Source organism: Winogradskyella wichelsiae, assembly GCF_013403925.1.
GTDB lineage: Bacteria > Bacteroidota > Bacteroidia > Flavobacteriales > Flavobacteriaceae > Winogradskyella > Winogradskyella wichelsiae.
Genome location: NZ_JABFDJ010000008.1, coordinates 26,871 through 49,965, shown reverse-complemented (window position 1 = coordinate 49,965; position 23,095 = coordinate 26,871). Strand labels below are relative to the sequence as shown.

The window sequence follows — 23,095 nt, the reverse complement described above, 5'->3', positions numbered from 1 at the left end:
GCAAAACTCTCATAATTATCATTCAGTATTACTATTTGTAAATTAGTATGAAGCTAAAAAACTTATTTAATCTTTTTTTTTCCTGTAACACTCGTTTCCATTGCTTCTTTAAAAATAACTTTTTTAGGAATTTTATAAAGCGACAGCTGTTTTGAGCAAATTTCTAGTATGTGCTTTCGCATTTTGTCTTCATGGATTGATTTGTTGAGAATAACAGTGGCTTGTATGGCTTCTCCTAAAAGATCGTCATCAAAACTAGTAATAGTGCAATCTATAATATTGGGGATAGAAAGTATTACTTCTTCAATTTCTTTTGGACTTACTCTTTTGCCAGCAATTTTTATAATTTCCTTTTTCCTTCCTATAATATATATAAAACCATCCTTGTCAATTTTAGCTAAATCACCTGTGTGCAGCCAACCGTTTTTAATGACTTGGTTAGTGCTTTCTTCGTCTTTAAAATACCCTAACATTACATTTTTGCCACGTGCTAGTAGTTCGCCTTCTTCATCTATTTTAGAGACTTCATTTTTGCTGTTTATAATTTTTAATTCGACATTAGGAATGGCTTTTCCGATTGAGCTCGTTTTTGTACTGGTGAACTCGGGTGGTAAATAGGATAAACGGGCTGTGGCTTCCGTCTGTCCATACATTATATAAATTTCTTTATCAGGAAATGCTTCAGTAAGTTCTTTAATAAAAACAGTGTGTAATTTTCCACCTGCTTGTGTTAGGTATCTTAAATCAGGAAAGGTTTCGGTTTTAAAAGTTTGTGACTTTTTTAATAAGATTTGAAAATGACTTGGTACTCCAGCCAACCCGGTACACTTGTGGGTTTTTAAATCGTTTATAACAGTGCCTAAGAAAATAAAATTATTGTTTAAAACAAGAGATCCACCTACTTTGAGATGGGTATGAAATAAGGATAAGCCGTAACAATAGAAGAAAGGGAGCACCACGCACATGGTGTCTTTTGATGTTAATTTTAAATATTGAACAATCGAATCTGTATTTGCTATTATGTTCTGATGGCTAATCATAACTCCTTTGGGTTCTCCTGTAGATCCTGAGGTGAAAATGATTTCGGCAATACGATTTTTATCGAAATTAGAATTTATAGCAATATTATCTTGTTGTTCTATAATTGAAAGTGATTCTTCTTCGTCAATTAAATGAATATTTGAATTGAATTGTAATTTGCGTTTTTGGGGTTTAGAGATAAAAGCATTGACACTTTCGGTTGTATTTATTATGTAGTCTAAACTGCGCTGTTCAGTGGTGAAATTTAATGGTATGCATATATTTCCTGATTTTAGAATTCCTAAATAAGCTGTTAGGAAAAAGGCAGAGTTAGGGCTAATTAATATAATATTTTGATTTTTACCAACACTTTCTTTTAAATATGAAGCAATTTTCAGACTATTATGATATAATTTTTTAAATGAAATAGTTTCTTTTGAGCCAAGCAAAAAATCCTTTTCAATATTTTTGGAAGTATGAAATAAATAGTCGAAAACATTCATGGTGAAAGATTTTAAAAAATAGGTCGCATTCTTAAATATTCAGTAGTCTTTCTTTTACGTTCAAAGTTTTTGTAAATATTTTGAATATCGTCTGAAGTTTTACCCATCACCCTTGCGACCTCATCTATAGAATACTCATTTTCCCATCCATACCAAATTAAATCCATTTGCTCAAAAGGCATTTGATAAAAGAAATCTTCTTGCGTTTGTTCTGCTGTGTAAGTATCGGTTGTAGGTGTGCGATCAATGATTTCTTGCGGGACACCTAAATAATTTGCTAATTGGTAAACTTGTGTTTTGTATAAGTGCGCTATAGGCATCACGTCAGCCCCTCCATCTCCATGCTTTACAAAAAAGCCTTGTTCTACTTCGTGCTTGTTTGGCGTGCCAATAACAGCATAATGCAATCGCTCTGCATGGTAATATAGCATGCTCATTCTACTGCGTTGTTTAAAATTTGTAGAAGCCACAATTTGAAGGTATTCTTTTACGGGTAATAACTTACTATTTACGTCTCCGTTTGGCTTTATTACAGTAACCGAAAACACGGGTGGAAGATTTGATGCTGCGTCTTGCTTAATCTCAATTTTAGCTTTATCAGTTGTAGGATCAAAATTGTTGATTACACTTCCGATGGCGTCATCTCTTCTTTTGTAGCACTCAAAACCTTCTAAAGCTTTTGTAATATCTTCAAGGATGGTTTCTGTAATGTTGAATTTAGAAGCTAATTTTTCTGCTAAAAGCAAACTGTCGTTGCTAGAATCTTGTTCTGGTAGCATAATTGCTGTGACTTTATTTGAACCGAAAGCTTTTGCAGATAATGCCATGCATACCGAAGAATCAATACCTCCACTAATGCCAATAACAGCACCTCTTCGTTGTAGTTTTCGAGTGACATCATTTTTTAATTTTTCTATTATTTCATTACAAACAGATTCTATGTTTTCAATGTGTAAAATATCTTTAGAAAATGGCTTACGTATAGTACTCATAATTAATTCGTTTTGATGTCAGATTCGTCTATTATTGTTTTGGTTAATATTACAAGATCGTTTGCTAATAATTTTGGTATAGACTTGTTAATGAATAGATCGTACAATATTTGAGTTGATAACACGGCTGTGATAGCCATATTGTCTATTTCAGAAATTTGTTTATTTAATACCATTTTATTTTTGAGCTTATTGACATGCTTTGAGTTAAAAACACCAAATTCTGTAATTTTTTCTTCTGAAAGCATTTTGCTTAGGTATGGTGGTGATTCTTCGTGAAAAAAAGCACTTTGTATTGGTGCTCTATAAGCTTGTTTTGGTCTATTTAATATCGATTCTGGTAATTTACTTTTCATCACTTTTTTTAATAAATACTTTTCATTTAACCCATTAAGTTTTAAATCAGGGTTTAATTTCATGCAAAACTCAATAATTCTATGGTCTAGAAAAGGGTAGCGCCCTTCAATAGAGTTTGCCATTGCCATTCTGTCTCCTTGCGATGATAAAAGGTATTTAGACATAAATAAATTTAATTCTATCCATTGTGCTTTGGTAAGGTAATCGCAATCTTTAAGCTTGGTTTCTAATTGCTTTTCAAGTTCTGCAATTGGACTGTAATCCTTCGTAGCTTCTTTATAATCTTTAGAAAAACAATTATTAATTCGTGATGTATTATGCCACCTCAATAAGTGAGAATAAATAGGTGAAGCTGTTTCGGTTAATTTATAACCAAAAAATAGTTTTAATACTGTGTTATTGGCTTTGCTTATCTGTGGGATATATGGATAGAGTTTTTTTAGTAATAAAGGACGGTATTTAGATTGTGGATCCTTTGCCCAAAAATGCTTTATTTTGGTTTCTTTAAAAATGTTGTAACCACCAAAAAGTTCGTCGGCACCTTCTCCTGTAATAACAACTTTTATATTATGATCACGCACACTTTTGGCTAGCATACTCATTGGGGTTGATGCTGTGCGTAATAATGGTGCTTCGGAATGCCAGACAACATCCTTAAAGTTTGTAGCGATATCTTTTGGGCTGCAGGTAATGCTAGAATGTTGTGTTTTAAAATATCCTTGTGCTGTGTTTTGAAACGAAGATTCGTCAAAATCCTTTTCTGTAAAACCAATAGAAAATGTTCGAAGACTATCTGGTGTTACTTTCTTTATAAAAGCAGTTGTAATGCTAGAATCTAATCCTCCGCTTAAATATGCAGCAACTGGTACATCTGCTCGTAATCTCAATTTTATGGCATCTGTAAAAATAGATTCAAATTCTTCAGCTGCTTCTTTAACGGTATGAAATTCGTATTCATTTGTTTTTTTGATTGGTAATTCCCAATAACTTTTTATGGTTTTAGAAATGGTATTAATCATCATGTAACTTCCAGGAGGTACTTCTAAAACATTTTCAAATGCTGTATTTGAAGATAGTGATGTCCAAAATGTAAAATACTCACACAATGCTTTTGCTGATATTTTAGGGCTAAATTCTGGAAATTCTAAAAAAGACTTAATTTCAGAAGCAAAAATAAAAGAGTCGCCAACAGTAGTGTAAAACAAAGGTCTGATACCTACACGATCTCTGGCTAAAAATAATTCTTGCTTAGTTTTGTTCCAAATAGCAATAGCAAATTGACCATTTAATTTATTAAGAAATTCTGGTCCGTATTCTTCATATAAATGAATAATAACTTCAGTGTCGCTATTGGTTTTAAACGTGTAGTTTTTTGCTAATAGTTCTTCTCTTAGTTCAATATGGTTAAATATTTCACCATTAAATACAATCCATAGTGATTTATTAGAATTAGAGAGTGGCATTGTACCTGTTGCTAAATCGACAATGCTAAGTCGTACACTGCCAAGTCCAATATTTTTAGATAGATAAATGCCGCTTTCATCAGGTCCTCTATGCTTAATTCTTGTAAGCATATGCCTAAGCGTAGTGATTTTATTTTCGGTATTTTGGTTGAAATTGAAAAAACCAGCTATTCCACACATAGTTAAAAGAATAAAAGGTTAGAATTTACATTTTGCTCTCAACAAAGGTTATCATACTATTAATGGATTGAAAATTTTCAACTACAAGTTCTTCATCGGTAGTGGTTAAGTTAAATTCTTCTTGCAAAAATTCAATTAAAAATAATAAACCCATGGAATCTAGGATGCCTTCTTCAAAAATAAGCGTATCATCTTTTATTTTTTCAACATCATCAAAAGTCGATTCGATAATGTAATTTTTTATTTTAGTTTTTATATCTGTTTCGGTATGCATTATAGAAAATGTTATTATTCTTGAATTTGTTCATATTTTACGATGGAATCTGAACGTTTTGGTTTTGTATAAATAGTATTTAATTCAATTGAACTAAGTTTTGTTATGGTCTAATTCATCTAGAAATTCTTGTTTTTTAGTTAAGATACCTTTAGATCTTTGCGTGAGTTTTTTTAAAGGATTTCCGCAATAGATTGTCCATGAACTTAGGTTTGAGCTTACAAGAGATAAAGCGCCAACAGATGTGCCTTCTCCTATAGTTACGTTTGGGAGTATTACGCATTCTGCTCCAATAATGGTATGTTCGCCGAGTGTAACTTTTCCTTTTTTCATAGACTTGTAAGCGTTCGGTACTGTTGGGTTTGTTAATGAGTTACCTGAATAATCATCGGTTTTACTGTATATTTTTACACCTTGAGATAATCCACTAAAATCGTCAAGTTCAATACCATCTGATGCAAGTAGGTGGCAGTATGATGCAATATGAACGTAAGAGCCAATATTTAAATAACCGTTTTCTGGTGCTATAAGTGAGCAAAATGAATCAATAATAACATTGTTACCAATTGAAATGTTATGAATACCAAAAATTAAACAATTCTTAGCGATTTTAATATTTGTCCCAATAGATTTAAAACCAAGTGCTTTTAATTCATTGTCATGGTAATAACCAATTTCAAATGGGTTTGCAGTCATTGTAAAATCATTTTTATTAATGTGATGATATATAAATGTTTAAAGCGAAATTAGTAACGCTAAATATATACAAATAAATAGATATGTGAATGTTTCTTGGTGAATAAATGAGTGATTTATTAAATTGTTACTTGGTCTTATAATGGGTTTTGATTGAGAGGTAAAAGAGTTTGTTTTTGGCGTTGTCATTGTTAGTTTAGGTATTAGATCTATTTGAACATTATTATAGTTGAGATTCTTGGTTTTGTTGCGTTCTATTGATTTGTATATTTGGGTTTTTTGTTAAACTTCTTACGTATGAGTGGTAGAAAATCGTAATTTGGTATTAATTGTTATTTATTTTTAGTTTATGAAGATTTTTTTTACGGTCATTTGTGTGTGTGTGTGTAGCCTGTCGTTTGCGCAACAAACCAGTTATGTTAATTTTATTAAGGCAACCGCTACATTAAATATTGTACCAGATTCTACTTTGGTTGAAGGCAGTGTATCTTATAATTTTAAGATTTTGAAAGCTACAGATTCTATTTTTTTAGATGCTGTAAATATGAAATTCAATACAGTTGAAATAGCTAAAAGTGATGCTGTTTTTGGTGCGCTATCATATTCAAATATTGATAATAAAATCTATTTTAACTACCCATTTAAAAAAAATGAATCTTATGTGGTTCGTTTTAACTATTCGGCAAAGCCTAAAAAAGCAATGTATTTTTTAGAGCGTGAAAATGCACCACAGGTTTGGACGCAAGGTCAAGGGAAATATACAAGTAATTGGTTTCCTAGTATAGATGATGTTAATGATAAAATTATTTTCAATTTAAGTTTAGTAGGAGATTCTGAATATAAACTTTTATCAAACGGAGCTATAACGGAGCGTATTGAATTGCCAAACGGAAGCGTTAAAACATCTTATAAGATGAAGAAGCCAATGCCAAGTTATCTATTAGCTTTGGTTTATGGTAAATACAATAAAGAAACAAAGACATCTAAAAGTGGTATTCCTTTAGAGTATTACTATTATCCTGAAGATTCTTTAAAAGTGGAGCCCACTTACCGTTATTCAAAACAAATGTTCGATTTCTTAGAAGAAGAAATAGGATTTGCTTTTCCGTGGCAGAATTACAAGCAAATACCTGTTCATGATTTTTTATACGCAGGTATGGAAAACACAAGTCTTACCATTTTTTCAGATGCTTACGTGGTAGATTCTATTGGTTTTAATGATAAAAACTATGTGAATGTTAATGCGCACGAATTGGCACATCAATGGTTTGGAGATTTAGTTACGGCAAAATCGAGTGAGCATCATTGGTTACAAGAAGGATTTGCAACCTATTATGCGCTTTTAGCGGAACGCGATATTTTTGGTGAGAATTATTTCAACTTTAAACTTTTAGAATCCATAATAGATCTAAGTCATCAAGAGCTTTCGGGAGAAGGAACATCTTTGTTAGACACTAAAGCTAGTAGTTTAACTTTTTATCAACGTGGGGCATGGGTTTTACATATTTTAAGAGGTGTTGTAGGTGATCGTGTTTTTAAGCAAGCGGTTAAAAATTATCTAGAGAAGCATCAATTTGGAAATGTTGAAACTTCAGATTTTATTAAAGAAGTAGAGCGCCTTTACGGTAAGTCATTAACGAGTTTTGTTAATTATTGGATTAAAAATAAATCTTTTCCTTACGAGAAGGCTTATGAGGTTTTAAGGAAGGAATCAGAATTTATTAATGAATATGCTATGGTAGATTGTGAAGCTAAAACATCTAAGTGTGCCGATTATTTAAAGTATTATGTTTCAGATGAAGCAAAAGCAAAAGTAATTAGTCAAGTTCCAGACTTAGTGACCCTAGGTACTTTTAAAAATGGTATAAAAGTGCGTCAGGCTATTTCTCAATACGTTACTAAAATTCCAGAAAATCTGAAGACGGATTACGAATCGTTACTCGATGATCAATCGTACATCACTATAGAGAAAGCCTTATATAACCTTTGGAATAATTTTCCATTAGAGCGTTCTAAATATTTGGCTAAAACACGAGGTATTTCGGGTTTTAGTGATAAGAATGTGCGTTTATTATGGATTGTTTTAAATTTAAACACGGCATATTATCAAACAGACGATAAACAAAAGTTATTTAATGAGTTGGTAGATTATACAGGAGAAGCATATAATGTAGATTTAAGAATGAATGCATTTCAGTATTTGTATTTAATGAAATCTTGCAATGAAGAATGTGAAGCAAACTTAGAGAAAGCAAAATCACATTATAACTGGAGAATGGTTAAGTTTGCTAAAGAATTATCTAACAAGTTAGAAGAAAATAAAAAGTAATGCGAGCATTAGTAATATCTGGAGGAGGAAGTAAAGGAGCATTTGCAGGTGGTGTTGCACAATACCTTATGGAACGTGAGAAGCGTGAATATGATATGTTTTTAGGAACTTCAACAGGAAGTCTTTTGGTGCCGCATTTAGCTGTAAATGAAATCGGGAAGCTTTATGATATTTTTACTAATGTACAACAGCAAGATATTTTTAGTGTTAGTCCTTTCATTCAGCGTAAAAAAGGGGATAGAGAATATGTTTCAATAGATTTTGTAAATTCAATATGGCAGTTTATTAGAAGAAGACGAACTTTTGGAGAAAGTAAAGCATTGAAAAGACATATTAAAAAGCATGTAACTTATGAGGAGTATTTAAAGATTAGAAAAGAAAAGCACGATGTTGTGGTAACGGTTGCTAATTTATCTATGAACCGTACTGAGTATAAGTCTATACAAGAATGTACTTACGAAGAATTTTGTAATTGGATATGGATTTCTTGTAACTATGTACCATTTATGTCTCTCGCAAAAGTTGATGGTTATGAATATGCAGATGGTGGTTTAGGAAGTGTAATACCTATTCGCGAAGCTATTTTAAGAGGAGCCACTGAAATTGATGCTATTGTTTTAGAGGCAGAAACTTTAGGGAAACAGAAAGTTTTGGGTAAAAACCCCTTTTCACTTATGATTAGTTTATTCGGACATCTACTGAATCAGGTAGAACGAAATGATATTATGATTGGCAAGCTCGCAGCCAGAAACAAAAATGTAAAACTTAATTTGTACTATACACCAACAAGTCTTACTGAAAACTCACTAATTTTTAGTAAAAGATTGATGGAGAGATGGTGGCATGAAGGTTATGATTATGCAGAAAGTCGTCATGAAGAGTAATTGAGGTCATACATGAAATCAAAATACGATTATATCATATTAGGAGCAGGAGCTTCGGGCTTATTGCTGGCGTATCGGATGTCTCAAGATATTTTTTTTGATGATAAGTCAATTTTAATTATTGATAAAGAGAAGCATAAAGGTAACGATAGAACGTGGTGCTTCTGGGAAAAAGGACTAGGAGAGTGGGATGAACTTTTAACCAAAACATGGAGTAATGTTTACTTTGGAAGTGATTCATTTTCAAAAAACATTTCAATTAGACCTTATGTTTATAAAATGGTGAGAAGCGAACCTTTCTATAATTTACTTTGGACGCGTATAAATTCTAATTCTAATTTTACCTTTGTTGAAGGCGTAGTAGATCATTTTCAAGAATCGAATACGGGAGTTGAGGTTATTGCTAATAATGAAACCTATTTTGGGTCTAAGCTATTTAATAGTTTACCTAACTCAGAGGTTTATGTAGCACATCCTAAATATCCTTTAATTCATCAGCATTTTGTAGGTTGGTTTGTGAAAACAAAGACAGAGGCGTTTGATGATTCCATGGCAACTTTTATGGATTTTACCGTGCCTCAAAATGGAAATACACGTTTTATGTATGTATTGGCTATAGATAAGCAAACAGCATTATTTGAATATACTCTGTTTTCTAAAGATTTGCTAGCGTTTTCTGAATATGAAGATGGGATTCACTCTTATTTAAAACAGAGGAATATTTTAGATTATGAAATTATTGAAAAGGAGCAGGGAAATATACCCATGACTTCTTTTGATTTTAATAGCTTAAATTCTCAGCACATTCTGAATGTTGGAACAGCTGGAGGTTGGACCAAAGCAAGTACCGGTTATACATTTCAGAATACGTCTAAAAAGACTAAAGAGGTTATTAGTTTTTTAAAGAAGAATGAAGATCTATCAAAGTTTCAGAAGTCTACAAAGTTTCGATTTTACGATTTAATTTTCTTAGATGTTTTAGCAAATCATAATGGTGAAGGCGCTACTATATTCTCTTCAATGTTTAGGAAAACAAATGTTAAAACGATATTTAAGTTTTTAGATGAAGAGTCAACACTTTTAGAAGATCTAAAAATTATTCTTTCAGTACCGCCAAAACGCTTTATTCAAGCATTTGTTAAGCGCTTTATAAGGAAAGTATAGAGATTAGTTTATTAAAAAAAATAAATTAACCATCTCACCATCTCACAAACTAAGACTCTTGATAAACTTGTCCTCTGTGTGGTTTCAGGCTATCTCGTATTGGTTTCATTTCAGATTCATCTACGACTAAAAAAGCTAAGCTATGCATGTCGCTTATAGTTTCAACGCCAGTAATTGTAATATTTAGTTTGTTTATTTCAATATATTCTTTCAAATGAATAAGGTGGTGTTCTGCTGTTTTTTGTCCGGCAGGTCCTTTAAAATCCCATATTAATTTTAGTTTTCGCATTTTTATAATTTCTTTTTATTTAGAGTTGTAAACAGACGTGCCTTTTTCAACAAAATGTTTAAAATTGGTCATGTAAGTTATAGTTTGTTTTTTAAAGGAACTAGGCAATAAGAGTAAGAACATACTCATTTTAAAATTGGTTGGCTGAAATTCGTTTTTAGAAACCCATTGCGTCATATTATCCTCTATAGCTTTAAAATAATTTTCCTGAATATTCCGGATCCCTTTAGTTGTATAAGTAGCATGATATTCCCTTGGAAAATCTTGTTTTGTCACTGTTTCTATAATTTCCATTTTGCGTTTTCCAAAAGTATAATTTAATTTTAGTTTAGCACCTAATTCATTAGGAGTTCCAGAAATATGACTTGTGCTCACTAAACCATTTTGCCAATGTTTTAAATTGTCAATAGAATTTAATTTCTTTATAACTTCTAATATGGGTTTATCAATTAATAGTTCGGTAGTGTGCTTCATTTAGAGGGATGTTTGGATAAATGTATAAAAAAATCTAGGTTATACTTTTAACTAATCGTTGATTTTATCATTTTAATTGTTAAAATCATTATAAATTATTGTGAAATGTTATTCATGATTGATTTTTACACCGTAACTAGCGGATAACTGTTGAAACTAATGCTATTTAATAGGCTTGTTAAATACGCTATTTATGTTATTTTTGCTAAGTTTTAAAGGCGAATACACATTACAAATAATATATATTGAAGAATAAATTATGAGTCTAAAATTTAAATGCTTGTTTTTAGTGGTTTTTGCACTGAATTTTTCATTTTCTCAAGAAAATGACGCAGTACTTCTTACTGTAGACGATGAACCTATTATGGCTTCGGAATTTATAAGGGTCTATAATAAAAACTTAGATTTAGTTCAAGATGAAAGTCAAAAGGACATTGATGGCTATCTAAAATTATTTACAGAATACCAATTAAAATTAAAAGAGGCCAAACGTTTAAACTTAGATGAAGACGTAAGTTATCAACGTGAATTTTCGAGATATAAAAAACAACTCATTAAAAATTACATTTCGGATAACGAAGCTACAGATGCTTTGGTAAGAGAGGCATACAATCGTAGTAATATAGATCTTAATGCATCCCATATTTTAGTGCGTTTAGAGGCAACAGCTAAAGATACAATTAATGCATATAATGAAGTTTTAGCTTTGCGTAATCGGGCTTTAAAAGAAGGTTATGAGAAAGTTAAAGCAGAAATGCATAACGGAAAAACTATTTTTCTTGAAGATCTAGGATCTTTTTCTGCTTTTAAAATGGTTTATGATTTTGAAACGGCAGCCTATAATACTAAAGTTGGTGAAATTTCAATGCCTTTTAGAACTCAATTTGGTTATCACGTTGTAAAAATCAATGATAGAAAACCGAGTAAAGGTACTTTAACAGCAGAACATATTATGGTGAATTTTAATCCTAAAGATTCACTTTTAGACCCAGAAGCAAGAATAAACACGATTTATAAAAAGCTAAATCAGGGTGAAAGTTTTGAGTCTTTAGCAAAACAATTTTCAGAGGATAAAAGCTCTGCTCAAAATGGAGGGAAATTATCGCCTTTTAAAAGTGGTCAGTTAAGTTCAGCTGAATTTGAAGCAGCAGCCTTTGGATTAAAAAATGATGGTGATGTTACTAAACCTTTTAAGTCAGCATATGGTTGGCATATTGTAAAAAGATTACAGCTTGAGGAGGTGGCACCATTTGAAGAATTAAAAGCGTCATTTGAATCTAAAGTTAAAAGAGATTCTAGATCAAAGTTAATTAACGAAGCAATGATCGCAAAGCTTAAGAATCAATATGAGATTACTTATAATGATAAATCTAAAGCTTATTTTGTATCTCTATTAAATAAAGACTTCTATAATCGTTCTTGGGCCGTACCAAAAGATTTTAAAGGTGAAGAAACTTTATTTACAATTAATGATACAGTATTTACGTATGGAGACTTTGCACAACATTTAGAAACAGTGCAACGTATTTATAATGCTAGAAATATAGATTTTGCGATAATTATAGATAAGGAATTCGATAGTTTTTTCGAAAAATCGATACTTAAATATAGAGAAGACAATTTAGAAGTAGAAAATAAAGAGTATGCCAATATCTTAAAAGAATATAGAGATGGACTTTTGTTATTCGATTTAATGGAAAAAGAGGTTTGGAACAAGGCTTCTAAAGATTCTATAGGCTTAGAAACATTTTACAATAATAACAAATCTAATTACCAATGGAAGGATAGAGTAGATGTCCTTATTGCATCTTCGGCAGATCAATCTCAAATGAAGAAAATCCGAAAACTAATGAAGAAAGGAAAATCGGAAGAAGTAATCAGTGAAAAGTTAAATACAGAAGATAAGCAAAACGTTATCTTTACAAAAGGAACCTATAGTACAGACGATTCTATTTTACCTTCAGGTTTTAAACCTAAAACAGGGGTTTCAGATGTTTATGAAAATCACGAAGCTTTTCATGTTATCAATGTTTTAAATATTTTACCAGCTGGACAAAAAACATTAGAAGAAGCAAAAGGTAATGTGATCAGCGATTACCAAACAGAGATTGAAGAAAATTGGATCAATGATTTATACGAACGTTTTAAAATAGACGTTAACCAAGCAACACTTAATGCTATTAAGGCTGAAATCGGAAATTAATTTACATTATTTGAAATATTTTTTAAACATAGGCATTCTTTGTCTTCTTTTTTCAAGCTGCGATTTTATCAAACCGTCAAGCGATTTAAATCCAATTGCTAGAGTTAATGAAAGTTTTCTCTATAAAGAAGACCTTAAAGATGTAGTGCCAAAAGGAACTTCTAAAGAAGACAGTACTTTAATGGCTAATGCTTACATAGATCGTTGGGCAAATCGTTTACTATTGATGGATGGTGCCATGGTAAATCTTTCAGAAGAAAAGCAATCTGATTTTTCAAAATTAGTAGAACAATATAAAAACGACTTATATACAAAAGCATACTTAGAAGGTTTAGTTAAAAAAAGTATTGATTCTGTTGTGCCCAGAGAAACAGCTGAGTTGTTTTACGAAGCAAATAAAGAATCTTTCAAATTAAATGATGATCTTATACAGTTTAGATATATTAGTTTACCATTAAATCCTATTAATTTAGATACTATTGAAAAACGTTTTAAACGCTTCAAAGAAAAGGATAAAATCTATTTAGATTCTATCTCTGTGCAGTTTAAATCTTACTCATTAAACGATTCGCTTTGGGTAAAGTTAAGTCGTGTTGTAGAGAAAATTCCTATTATAAATAATACTAATAAAAATGAACTGTTAAAAAAAACAAATTTCTTACAGCTCAAAGATTCATTAAACCTATATTTGATGCTAGTAAATGACGTACGTTTGCAAAACGATTATGCACCGTTAGATTATGTAAATTCGTCGATTAATAAAATTGTTATAAACAAGAGGAAATTAGAGCTCATCAAGCAACTCGAAAATGATATTACAACAGATGCTATTAAAAACAATAAATACCAAATTTACAATTAAAGCAGCCTTTTTGGTTTGCTTTATTTCATTTAACATTATCAATGCTCAAGAAATTATTGATGATGAAACCCCTCTTGTAGAACAGCCAAAAGATAGTGTTGTAAATAAAACACGAATCAAGGCTGATGGTGTTGCTGCAGTTGTCGGAGATTTTATTATTTTAGAATCAGACTTAGACAGAGAGATTGCACAATTAAAAGCACAAGGAGCCGATTTAAAAGAATTAACACGATGTAAACTTTTTGGGAGCCTGCTAGAGAGTAAGCTCTATGCACACCAAGCTATTCAAGATAGTGTTTTAGTGAATGAATTATTCATTAGCCAAAATACAGAACAGCAAATTCAAGGTATTTTAGCGCAAACAAAAGGCGATATGCAAGGGTTGTTAGAATTTTATAAAAAAGATTCAGAAGAAGCATTACGTGAAGAGATGAATGAGATAAATAAAAACAGATATCTCGCTCAAGAAATGCAAGCTAAAATAACAGGTGATATTGAAGTGACACCAGAAGAAGTTCGTACCTTTTTTAATGATATTCCAAAAGACGAACGACCTACATTTGGTACTGAATTAAAATTGGCACAAATTGTAATTATCCCAGAAGTAACGGAAGAATCTAAGCAAGCAGCTATTGATAAACTTAAAGAGTTTAAAAAAGATATTGAAGATAATGGTTCTAGTTTTGTAACGAAAGCGATATTTTATTCAGAAGACGGATCTAAAAGTGATGGTGGTAAATTACCTACCATGAACAGAAAACAACCAAGAATGGTTAAAGAATTTAGAGATGTTGTTTTCTCTATGCAAGAAGGCGAAATTTCTGAACCATTTGAAACAGATTTTGGTTACCATATTGTGTTGTTAGAAAAAATTAGAGGTCAAGAGTATGATGTTAGACATATTTTATTAAGACCAGAATTGACTCAAGAAGCGATTCAGAAAGCTAAAGATCAAATTGACGAAGTAAGAACTAAGATTGTTGATGGTTCATTAACGTTTACTGCTGCTGCAAGAGAGTTTAGTGACGAAAAAGAAACTAAATATGAGGGTGGACAATTGGTGAATCCTACAACTCAAGATTTTAATTTTGAATTAACAAGAATGGAGCCAGAACTTTATTCTCAAATTCAAGACTTAAAAGATGGAGAGATTAGTGAAGTTCTTCAAGATGAAGATCGTGTAAATAGAATCAAGTTTAAGATTTTAACTGTTACAGACCGTATTGATGATCATGAAGCAGATTTCGCGAAAGATTATATTAAAATTAAAAATCTAGCACTACAAGATAAGCAGGTACAAGCTATTGCTAAATGGCAGAAAGAAACTATCGTTGATACCTACATTAAAGTTAATGGAGAGTATAGAGATTGTGATTTTCAAAGTAACTGGCTAAAAAAATAAGAATATATGTCTGATGTTAACTTAATTGAAAATTTTGTTAAAAAATATGCTGCGCTAAAACAAGAGGTTGCTAAAATTATAATTGGTCAAGATGAAGTTGTTGATCAAATTTTAATTTCTATTTTCTCTGGTGGTCATTCACTTTTAGTAGGTGTGCCTGGTTTAGCAAAAACATTAATGGTTAACACAATCGCTCAAGCTTTAGGATTAAATTTTAAGCGTATTCAGTTTACGCCAGATTTAATGCCTAGTGATATTTTAGGTAGCGAAATTTTAGATGAAAGCAGACAATTTAAATTTATAAAAGGACCAATCTTCTCCAATATTGTTTTAGCAGATGAGATAAATAGAACACCTCCTAAAACACAAGCAGCTTTATTAGAAGCTATGCAAGAGCGTTCGGTAACTGTTGCAGGTCACCAATATAAATTAGATTTACCTTATTTTGTTTTAGCCACACAAAACCCAATTGAGCAAGAGGGAACTTATCCTTTACCAGAAGCTCAATTAGACCGTTTTATGTTTGCTATTAATTTAGAATACCCATCGTTTCAGGAAGAAGTAGATGTAGTAAAAGCAACAACTACGGATGTTAAAAAAACGGTCAATTCATTATTTACAGCACAAGAAATCATAGATTTTCAAAATGTAATTCGTCGTATTCCTGTTGCAGATAATGTAATTGAATACGCAGTTTCTTTAGTCGCAAAAACAAGACCGAAAGAAAGTTCTGCTGCAGCTATTGTAAAAGAGTTTGTAGATTGGGGTGCCGGACCTAGGGCCTCTCAAAATTTAATTTTAGCCGCTAAAACTCATGCAGCAACAACAGGTAAGTTTTCTCCAGATATAGAAAATGTACAAGCAGTTGCAACAGGTATTCTTAGGCATAGAATTATTAAAAATTATAAAGCAGAAGCTGAAGGTGTTTCTGATGAGAAAATTATTCAAAGTTTATTTTAAAATAGGTCTACCATTCCTATAAAGATTAGGTAATATTAATCTTTTCTTAATTTTATATGCTCAATTCTTAGAGGTATAATTAATATCTATTTCTGTTATTTTATCGCTGATTACTGTAGGGTTTGTTAAGAGGCAATTAAGACTAATTTGTATAATATTTATTGGTTTTTTAGACATAATTATAATTCATATTTATTCTAAATAGTTCAATTCATTGATTTTATTGTTAATGTATTGTAATATAGTTTTATAGGCTTATTTTTGAATGTAAAATGAATTATCGATAACGTTTGCTTAAAATAATACACAATAATGTTACATATTTTTAAAATGTGTAAATTTGTGTCGTTTTATAAAAAAATAAAAAAATATTTTAAAGAACTCTATAATATATAATATGAACATTTATACAGATTACCTAAAGCAGATTGAAGAACGCAAATTGCAAGGACTTCATCCGCAACCAATTGATGGTGCTGAATTACTTAGCCAAATTATTGAGCAAATTAAAGACGTAAATAATGAATACAGAGAAGGTTCTCTTGATTTCTTTATTTATAATGTTTTACCAGGAACCACAGCTGCTGCTAGTGTTAAAGCTAAGTTTTTAAAGGAAATCATTTTAGGTGAATCTGTTGTAAAAGAGATTACTCCAACTTTTGCTTTTGAACAGTTATCTCATATGAAGGGTGGACCTTCAGTAAAAGTATTATTAGATTTAGCTTTAGGTGATGATGCTATTATCGCAGAAGAAGCTGCTAAAGTGTTAAAAACTCAAGTATTCTTATATGAAGCAGATACAGACCGTTTAGAAGATGCTTTTAAAGCAGGAAACGCCATTGCAACAGATATTATTAAGAGTTATGCAGAAGCAGAATTCTTTACTAAGTTACCAGAGATTGATGAAAAAATTGAAGTCGTAACTTACATCGCAGGTGTTGGTGATATTTCTACAGATTTATTATCTCCAGGTGGTGATGCACATTCAAGATCAGACCGTGAGTTACATGGGCAATGTATGTTTGAGCATAACAAAGACATGCAAAACGAATTGTTAGCTTTAAAAGAGCAACATCCTGATAAGCGTGTGATGCTAATCGCTGAAAAAGGTACCATGGGAGTTGGGTCTTCTAGAATGTCTGGTGTAAATAATGTAGCATTATGGACAGGTGTTCCTTTTAGTAAATATGTACCATTTATTAATTTTGCTCCAGTAATTGCTGGTACTAATGGTATTGCCCCAATTTTTTTAACAACAGTTGGTGTAACAGGAGGTATTGGTTTGGATCTTAAAAACTGGGTGCAACAAAAAGATGCTGAGGGAAATACAGTAAGAGATAAAGATGGTGAGCCTATATTAAAAGAAACGTACTCTGTAGCAACAGGTACAATTCTTACAATCAATACAAAAGAGAAAAAATTATATAACGGCGATACAGAGTTAAAAGATATTTCTGCAGCATTTACACCACAGAAGATGGAATTTATGAAAGCAGGTGGTTCTTATGCTGTTGTTTTCGGTAAAAAACTACAAACATTTGCTGCAAAAGCTTTAGGGGTTGAGGCACCTCAAGTATATGCAACTTCAAAAGAAATAACTATTGAAGGACAAGGCTTAACAGCTGTAGAAAAAATATTCAATAAAAATGCAGTAGGAACTTCAGGAGCAACTTTACATGCTGGTTCTTACGTTCGTGCAGAAGTAAATATTGTAGGTTCACAAGATACTACAGGCTTAATGACGTCTCAAGAATTAGAGATGATGGCTGCGACAGTTATTTCTCCAATTGTAGATGGTGCTTACCAATCGGGTTGTCATACAGCTTCAGTTTGGGATGATAAGTCTAAAGCAAACATTCCAAGATTAATGAGTTTTATGAACGACTTTGGTTTAATTACTGGTCGTGATCCTAAAGGGAAATATTTCCCAATGACAGATGTTATTCATAAAGTACTTAATGATATTACGGTAGGTGATTGGGACATCATTATTGGTGGAGATTCTCATACACGTATGTCTAAAGGTGTTGCTTTTGGAGCAGATTCAGGTACTGTTGCCTTAGCATTGGCTACAGGTGAGGCTTCAATGCCAATACCAGAATCAGTTAAAGTAACCTTTAAAGGACAAATGAAATCTTATATGGATTTCCGTGATGTGGTTCACGCAACACAGCAACAAATGTTAAAGCAGTTTGGAGGCGAAAACGTATTTCAAGGCCGTGTAATTGAAGTTCATATCGGAACATTAACTGCAGATGAAGCGTTTACGTTTACAGATTGGACTGCAGAAATGAAAGCAAAAGCATCTATTTGTATTTCTGAGGATGATACCTTAATTGAATCTTTAGAGATTGCGAAAGGTCGTATCCAAATCATGATTGAAAAAGGAATGGATAATGCTAAACAAGTACTTCAAGGTCTGGTTAATAAAGCAGAAACTAGAATTATAGAGCTTAAAACGGGTATGAAACCTTCTTTAAGACCAGATGCTAACGCAAAATATCATGCAGAAGTTATTATTGATTTAGATCAAATTGTTGAACCAATGATTGCTGATCCAGATGTAAATAACGAAGATGTCTCTAAACGTTACACACACGATAACATTAGACCATTATCTTATTACGGAGGAACTAAAAAAGTAGATTTAGGTTTTGTAGGATCTTGTATGGTGCACAAAGGAGATATGAAAATATTAGCTCAAATGTTGAAAAATGTTGAAGCTCAATATGGAAAAGTAGAGTTTAAAGCACCTTTAATAGTTGCACCTCCTACATATAATATTGTCGATGAGTTAAAAGCAGAAGGAGATTGGGAAGTTTTAGTGAGATATTCAGGTTTTGAGTTCGATGACAATGCGCCTAAAGGAGAGGCTCGTACAGGATATGAAAATATGTTATACTTAGAGCGTCCAGGTTGTAATTTATGTATGGGTAACCAAGAAAAAGCAGCACCTGGTGATACGGTTATGGCAACATCGACACGTTTATTCCAAGGAAGAGTTGTAAAAGATTCTGGTGAGAAAAAAGGGGAATCTTTATTATCATCGACACCAGTTGTAGTTTTATCTACTATTTTGGGAAGAACACCAACTTTAGCTGAATATGAAGCAGCCGTTGATGGTATTGTTTTAACGAAGTTCAAGCCTTCTACAAAACAGTTAGTGAGATAATTAAAATTTTATTTTATATAATTAAAAGCCTGAATCCAAGATTCAGGCTTTTTTTTTGTCTTAATTTTTCTTTGTTTTAAAAAAGTATTTTCAATATGTATTAATTGTAGTATAGAGAACACTTATTCCACTATCATTTTTATATGTTATGAACGCTTTTAAAGTCATATTTCATTTTGTATATTAGTAAAATTAATTAAAAACTGATATACTATGGCATTTGATATTGATATGATTAAAAAGGTCTATGCTAACATGACAGAACATGTTGATGCGGCTAGAGAAATTGTTGGAAAACCATTGACGCTTTCAGAAAAAATACTCTATTCACATTTGTGGGAGGGTAAAACCGACAAGGCTTTTACGCGAGGAAAGGATTATGTAGATTTTGCTCCAGACCGTGTAGCTTGTCAAGATGCAACTGCACAAATGGCTTTGTTACAATTTATGCAAGCAGGTAAACCTAAAGTAGCTGTACCAACAACGGTGCACTGTGATCACTTAATTCAAGCAAAGGATGGTGCTGCTACAGATTTAAAACATGCAAATCAATCAAGTAGTGAGGTATTTAACTTTTTAGAGTCCGTCTCAAATAAATATGGTATTGGGTTTTGGAAACCCGGAGCAGGTATTATTCACCAAGTAGTTTTAGAAAATTATGCATTTCCTGGTGGAATGATGATTGGTACCGATTCTCATACCGTAAATGCAGGTGGATTAGGAATGGTAGCCATTGGTGTAGGTGGTGCTGATGCAGTAGATGTTATGGCGGGAATGGCTTGGGAACTTAAGTTTCCAAAGCTTATAGGAGTTAAGCTAACCGGAAAACTTTCAGGTTGGACAGCACCAAAAGATGTTATTTTAAAAGTAGCTGAAATTCTTACTGTAAAAGGGGGGACAGGTGCTATTGTAGAATATTTTGGACCAGGCGCTACTTCTATGTCATGTACAGGTAAAGGTACCATTTGTAATATGGGAGCTGAGATTGGGGCAACAACTTCAACTTTTGGTTACGATGATTCAATGGAGCGTTATTTGCGTTCTACTGATAGAGCAGATGTAGCTGATGAAGCGAATAAAATTAGGGAATACTTAACGGGTGATGCAGAAGTATATGCTGATCCAGAACAATATTTTGATCAAGTTATTGAAATTAATCTTTCAGAATTAGGACCATTATTAAATGGACCTTTTACTCCAGATTTATCAACAGAAGTTGGTAGTGCAATGACAGAAAAAGCGACGGCAAATGAATGGCCGCTTCAAGTAGAATGGGGTTTAATTGGGTCTTGTACAAATTCATCTTATGAAGATTTATCGAGAGCCTCGTCTATTGCACAACAAGCTTTAGATAAAGGTTTGAAAATGAAATCAGAATTAGGAATTAATCCAGGTTCTGAACAGGTACGCTATACGGCAGATAGAGATGGTATTCTTCAAGTATTCGAAAAATTAGATGCTAAGATATTTACCAATGCTTGTGGTCCTTGTATTGGGCAATGGGCTAGATATAATGACCCTAAAAATGCACCAAAAAATAGTATTGTGCATTCATTTAATAGAAACTTTGCGAAACGTGCTGACGGAAATCCAAATACACATGCTTTTGTAGCTTCACCAGAATTAACAGCAGCAATTGCTATTGCGGGTCGTTTAGATTTTAATCCATTAACGGATAAATTAATAAACGAGAATGGAGAAGAAGTAATGTTCGAAGAGCCAACAGGATGGGAGTTACCACCAAAAGGTTTTGAAGTTAAAGAGAATGGTTATTTAAAACCAGTAGAAGATGGAAGTCATGTTGAAGTTTCAGTAGATCCAACTTCAGAACGTATTCAATTATTAGAGCCTTTTACACCATTAGGTGGTTCTATTACTGGAGCTAAATTATTGATTAAAGCTTTTGGGAAATGTACAACGGATCATATTTCTATGGCAGGACCATGGTTACGATTTAGAGGGCATTTAGATAATATTTCTAATAACTGTTTAATTGGTGCTGTAAATGCATTTGGAAAGAAAACTAATTTTGTAAAAAATCAATTAACAGGTGATTTTGGTGGTGTTCCAGATACCGCAAGAGCTTATAAAGCAGCAGGAATAAAAACCGTAGTTGTTGGTGATCATAATTATGGTGAAGGTTCTTCTAGAGAGCATGCGGCTATGGAACCAAGACACTTAGGTGTTGCAGCGGTTATTGTGAAATCATTTGCCCGTATTCATGAAACAAATTTGAAAAAACAAGGAATGTTAGGTCTAACGTTTGATAACGAAGCTAATTACAATTTAATACAAGAGGATGATACGTTTAACTTTACAGATTTAAATGAATTTGCAGAAGACAAACAATTACATATAGAGGTTGTTCACGCAGACGGAAGTAAAGATCTGATCGCTTTAAATCACACTTATAATCAAGCTCAAATTGAGTGGTATAACGAAGGTTCTGCTTTAAATTTAATAAAAAAGCAAAATGCATAAAATTAAATCTCTTTTTTAAATATTAAAAACTCCTGAGAAACAGGAGTTTTTTTTTATCATAAAAAGAAATCAAGTACTAGCTTTATATTTAAATATATAGACTAAACGAGGAGTCTGTAATAGTAATATATGGTGACTAATCAACTAATTACGCATACCGTAATGGGTCAAAATAATGTAGCAAAATTTTTAAGTGACGTTCATGATGTCTTTAATTATCCATATGTAAATTTATTCATTAAAGTAACTATAACATAGAAATTAAAGTCTAAGTTATCTAGACTTTTGTTATTAAATTTGAAGGACATTATCGTAAAAGATTAATGTGCTTCATTTTTTTTATAAACGATGAATTATGACGAAATCGAAAAAAGGTAGAATTTCTAATATTATTTTTATTGTAATTCTTCTGCTGTTTTTTATACCTCAAACTAGAGAGCCTATTCAAATATGGCTACATAAAGGACTTAGTTATATCAATCAGTCTTCTCTTATAGCTAAAGGAGAACGAGTAAATGTAAGTGATGTCAATTGGGAATTAGTATCAGAGAATAATGTAAGATTAAATTTGAAGGATACAAAAGGAAAGGTTGTGCTCATTAATTTTTGGGCTACTTGGTGTCCGCCTTGTATTGCAGAAATGCCAAGTCTTCAAGAATTATATAACGACTATAATACAGAAGTTGTTTTTCTATTTGTAACCAATGATGAATTTGAAACTGTACAGAAGTTTAAAACTAAAAAAGAGTTTAGTTTTGAAGTTTTTCAACCTATTTCTAAGCCGCCTGAAGCACTCGTGGCTAGTTCTATACCGAGAACATTCATTATAGATAAAAGTGGAGCAATCGTCGTAGATGAGTCTGGTGCAGTTAACTGGAATAGTAATGCGGTTAGAAAACAGCTAGACGATTTACTTTCGGAATAAAATAAAAACTTATTTAAAATACTTAAAAGGAACGACGAGCATTCCGAAGTTTTCACCTTTATGCTTCCCTGTGTGCTTATGATGCATTTTATGTGCACGTCTTAAACCTCTTGCATACTTATTGTCAATATTTCTGAGTAATTTAAAGCGTTGATGAATAAAGATGTCATGAACAATAAAATAAGCCATTCCATAAACTAATATGCCTAAACCAATAGGAAGTGTGTACCATATAGCTTCGTAACTCCAAAGGTAAAAACAAGTGATGCTAACAATAGCATAGAAAATAAAGAAAGCATCATTACGTTCAAACCAACTGTCGTGATCTTTTTGATGGTGATCTTTATGTAACTTCCATAGAAAACCATGCATAACATATTTATGCGTAAACCATGCGTTAAATTCCATGATAGAGAATGTTCCGAAAAAGATAAGTATCCAAAAAAATGTTTGCATAATACTGTC

The 23,095-nt window shown here is 32.0% G+C and carries 18 protein-coding genes; 10 read left to right on the top strand and 8 right to left on the bottom strand.

Translation table 11 applies throughout. The features are described 5' to 3' along the window. Positions 1–62: 62 nt before the first annotated feature. The 5 genes from HM985_RS15215 to HM985_RS15195 form a co-directional block, all read right to left on the bottom strand. Entirely contained in the window at positions 63–1,523 is a 1,461-nt protein-coding gene (locus tag HM985_RS15215) for a class I adenylate-forming enzyme family protein (RefSeq protein ID WP_179377073.1), read from the bottom strand. An 11-nt stretch (positions 1,524–1,534) separates the two neighbouring features. Then, complete coding sequence (gene nadE, locus HM985_RS15210) at positions 1,535–2,515, bottom strand: NAD(+) synthase (RefSeq protein ID WP_179377072.1); 981 nt, start codon at positions 2,513–2,515, stop codon at positions 1,535–1,537. Between the two features lie 2 nt (positions 2,516–2,517). Continuing rightward, positions 2,518–4,515 (bottom strand): asparagine synthase (glutamine-hydrolyzing), encoded by a 1,998-nt coding sequence (gene asnB, locus HM985_RS15205; RefSeq protein WP_179377071.1) that lies wholly within the window; start codon positions 4,513–4,515, stop codon positions 2,518–2,520. A gap of 25 nt (positions 4,516–4,540) precedes the next feature. Then, entirely contained in the window at positions 4,541–4,789 is a 249-nt protein-coding gene (locus HM985_RS15200; protein WP_179377070.1) for an acyl carrier protein, read from the bottom strand. Positions 4,790–4,882: 93 nt separating this feature from the next. Further along, complete coding sequence (locus HM985_RS15195; RefSeq protein WP_179377069.1) at positions 4,883–5,485, bottom strand: acyltransferase; 603 nt, start codon at positions 5,483–5,485, stop codon at positions 4,883–4,885. Positions 5,486–5,834: 349 nt separating this feature from the next. Between HM985_RS15195 and HM985_RS15190 the strand changes: the two genes are divergently transcribed. The 3 genes from HM985_RS15190 to HM985_RS15180 are packed head-to-tail and all read left to right on the top strand — an operon-like array spanning position 5,835 to position 9,862. Next, positions 5,835–7,814 (top strand): M1 family metallopeptidase, encoded by a 1,980-nt coding sequence (locus HM985_RS15190; protein WP_179377068.1) that lies wholly within the window; start codon positions 5,835–5,837, stop codon positions 7,812–7,814. Next, on the top strand, positions 7,814–8,698 hold the full coding sequence (locus tag HM985_RS15185) for a patatin-like phospholipase family protein (protein ID WP_173587002.1): 885 nt from the start codon (positions 7,814–7,816) through the stop codon (positions 8,696–8,698). The genes HM985_RS15190 and HM985_RS15185 overlap by 1 nt, the downstream gene beginning before the upstream one ends. A gap of 12 nt (positions 8,699–8,710) precedes the next feature. Further along, positions 8,711–9,862 carry a lycopene cyclase family protein gene (locus tag HM985_RS15180; RefSeq protein ID WP_246285041.1) on the top strand — a complete coding sequence of 384 codons (1,152 nt, stop codon included), beginning with the start codon at positions 8,711–8,713 and terminating at the stop codon, positions 9,860–9,862. A gap of 49 nt (positions 9,863–9,911) precedes the next feature. Here HM985_RS15180 and HM985_RS15175 read toward each other — a convergent pair whose 3' ends face one another. Continuing rightward, a complete protein-coding gene (locus HM985_RS15175) occupies positions 9,912–10,151 on the bottom strand; it encodes a hypothetical protein (protein WP_179377066.1) in 240 nt (79 codons plus the stop codon). A gap of 15 nt (positions 10,152–10,166) precedes the next feature. Next, on the bottom strand, positions 10,167–10,625 hold the full coding sequence (locus tag HM985_RS15170; protein WP_179377065.1) for an SRPBCC family protein: 459 nt from the start codon (positions 10,623–10,625) through the stop codon (positions 10,167–10,169). A 259-nt stretch (positions 10,626–10,884) separates the two neighbouring features. On the opposite strand from HM985_RS15170, the gene HM985_RS15165 reads away from it, so the two are divergent. The 7 genes from HM985_RS15165 (at position 10,885) to HM985_RS15135 (ending at position 22,630) form a co-directional block, all read left to right on the top strand. Continuing rightward, positions 10,885–12,828, top strand: a complete 1,944-nt coding sequence (locus HM985_RS15165) for a peptidylprolyl isomerase (protein ID WP_179377064.1) — start codon at positions 10,885–10,887, stop codon at positions 12,826–12,828. A gap of 10 nt (positions 12,829–12,838) precedes the next feature. Next, a complete protein-coding gene (locus HM985_RS15160; RefSeq protein WP_179377063.1) occupies positions 12,839–13,690 on the top strand; it encodes a peptidyl-prolyl cis-trans isomerase in 852 nt (283 codons plus the stop codon). Then, positions 13,638–15,092, top strand: coding sequence for a peptidylprolyl isomerase (locus HM985_RS15155; RefSeq protein ID WP_179377062.1), 1,455 nt, complete (start codon positions 13,638–13,640; stop codon positions 15,090–15,092). Before HM985_RS15160 ends, HM985_RS15155 begins: the two co-directional genes overlap by 53 nt. A 6-nt stretch (positions 15,093–15,098) precedes the next feature. Then, entirely contained in the window at positions 15,099–16,052 is a 954-nt protein-coding gene (locus HM985_RS15150; protein WP_179377061.1) for an AAA family ATPase, read from the top strand. A gap of 397 nt (positions 16,053–16,449) precedes the next feature. After that, positions 16,450–19,224, top strand: coding sequence for a bifunctional aconitate hydratase 2/2-methylisocitrate dehydratase (locus HM985_RS15145; protein WP_179377060.1), 2,775 nt, complete (start codon positions 16,450–16,452; stop codon positions 19,222–19,224). Positions 19,225–19,437: 213 nt separating this feature from the next. After that, the gene (locus tag HM985_RS15140; protein ID WP_179377059.1) at positions 19,438–21,705 is read left to right on the top strand and encodes an aconitate hydratase; all 2,268 of its coding nucleotides are present in this window, start codon (positions 19,438–19,440) and stop codon (positions 21,703–21,705) included. A gap of 355 nt (positions 21,706–22,060) precedes the next feature. Beyond that, positions 22,061–22,630 (top strand): TlpA family protein disulfide reductase, encoded by a 570-nt coding sequence (locus tag HM985_RS15135; protein ID WP_179377058.1) that lies wholly within the window; start codon positions 22,061–22,063, stop codon positions 22,628–22,630. A gap of 9 nt (positions 22,631–22,639) precedes the next feature. Here HM985_RS15135 and HM985_RS15130 read toward each other — a convergent pair whose 3' ends face one another. Next, positions 22,640–23,086, bottom strand: a complete 447-nt coding sequence (locus HM985_RS15130) for a sterol desaturase family protein (protein ID WP_179377057.1) — start codon at positions 23,084–23,086, stop codon at positions 22,640–22,642. Positions 23,087–23,095: the final 9 nt, after the last annotated feature.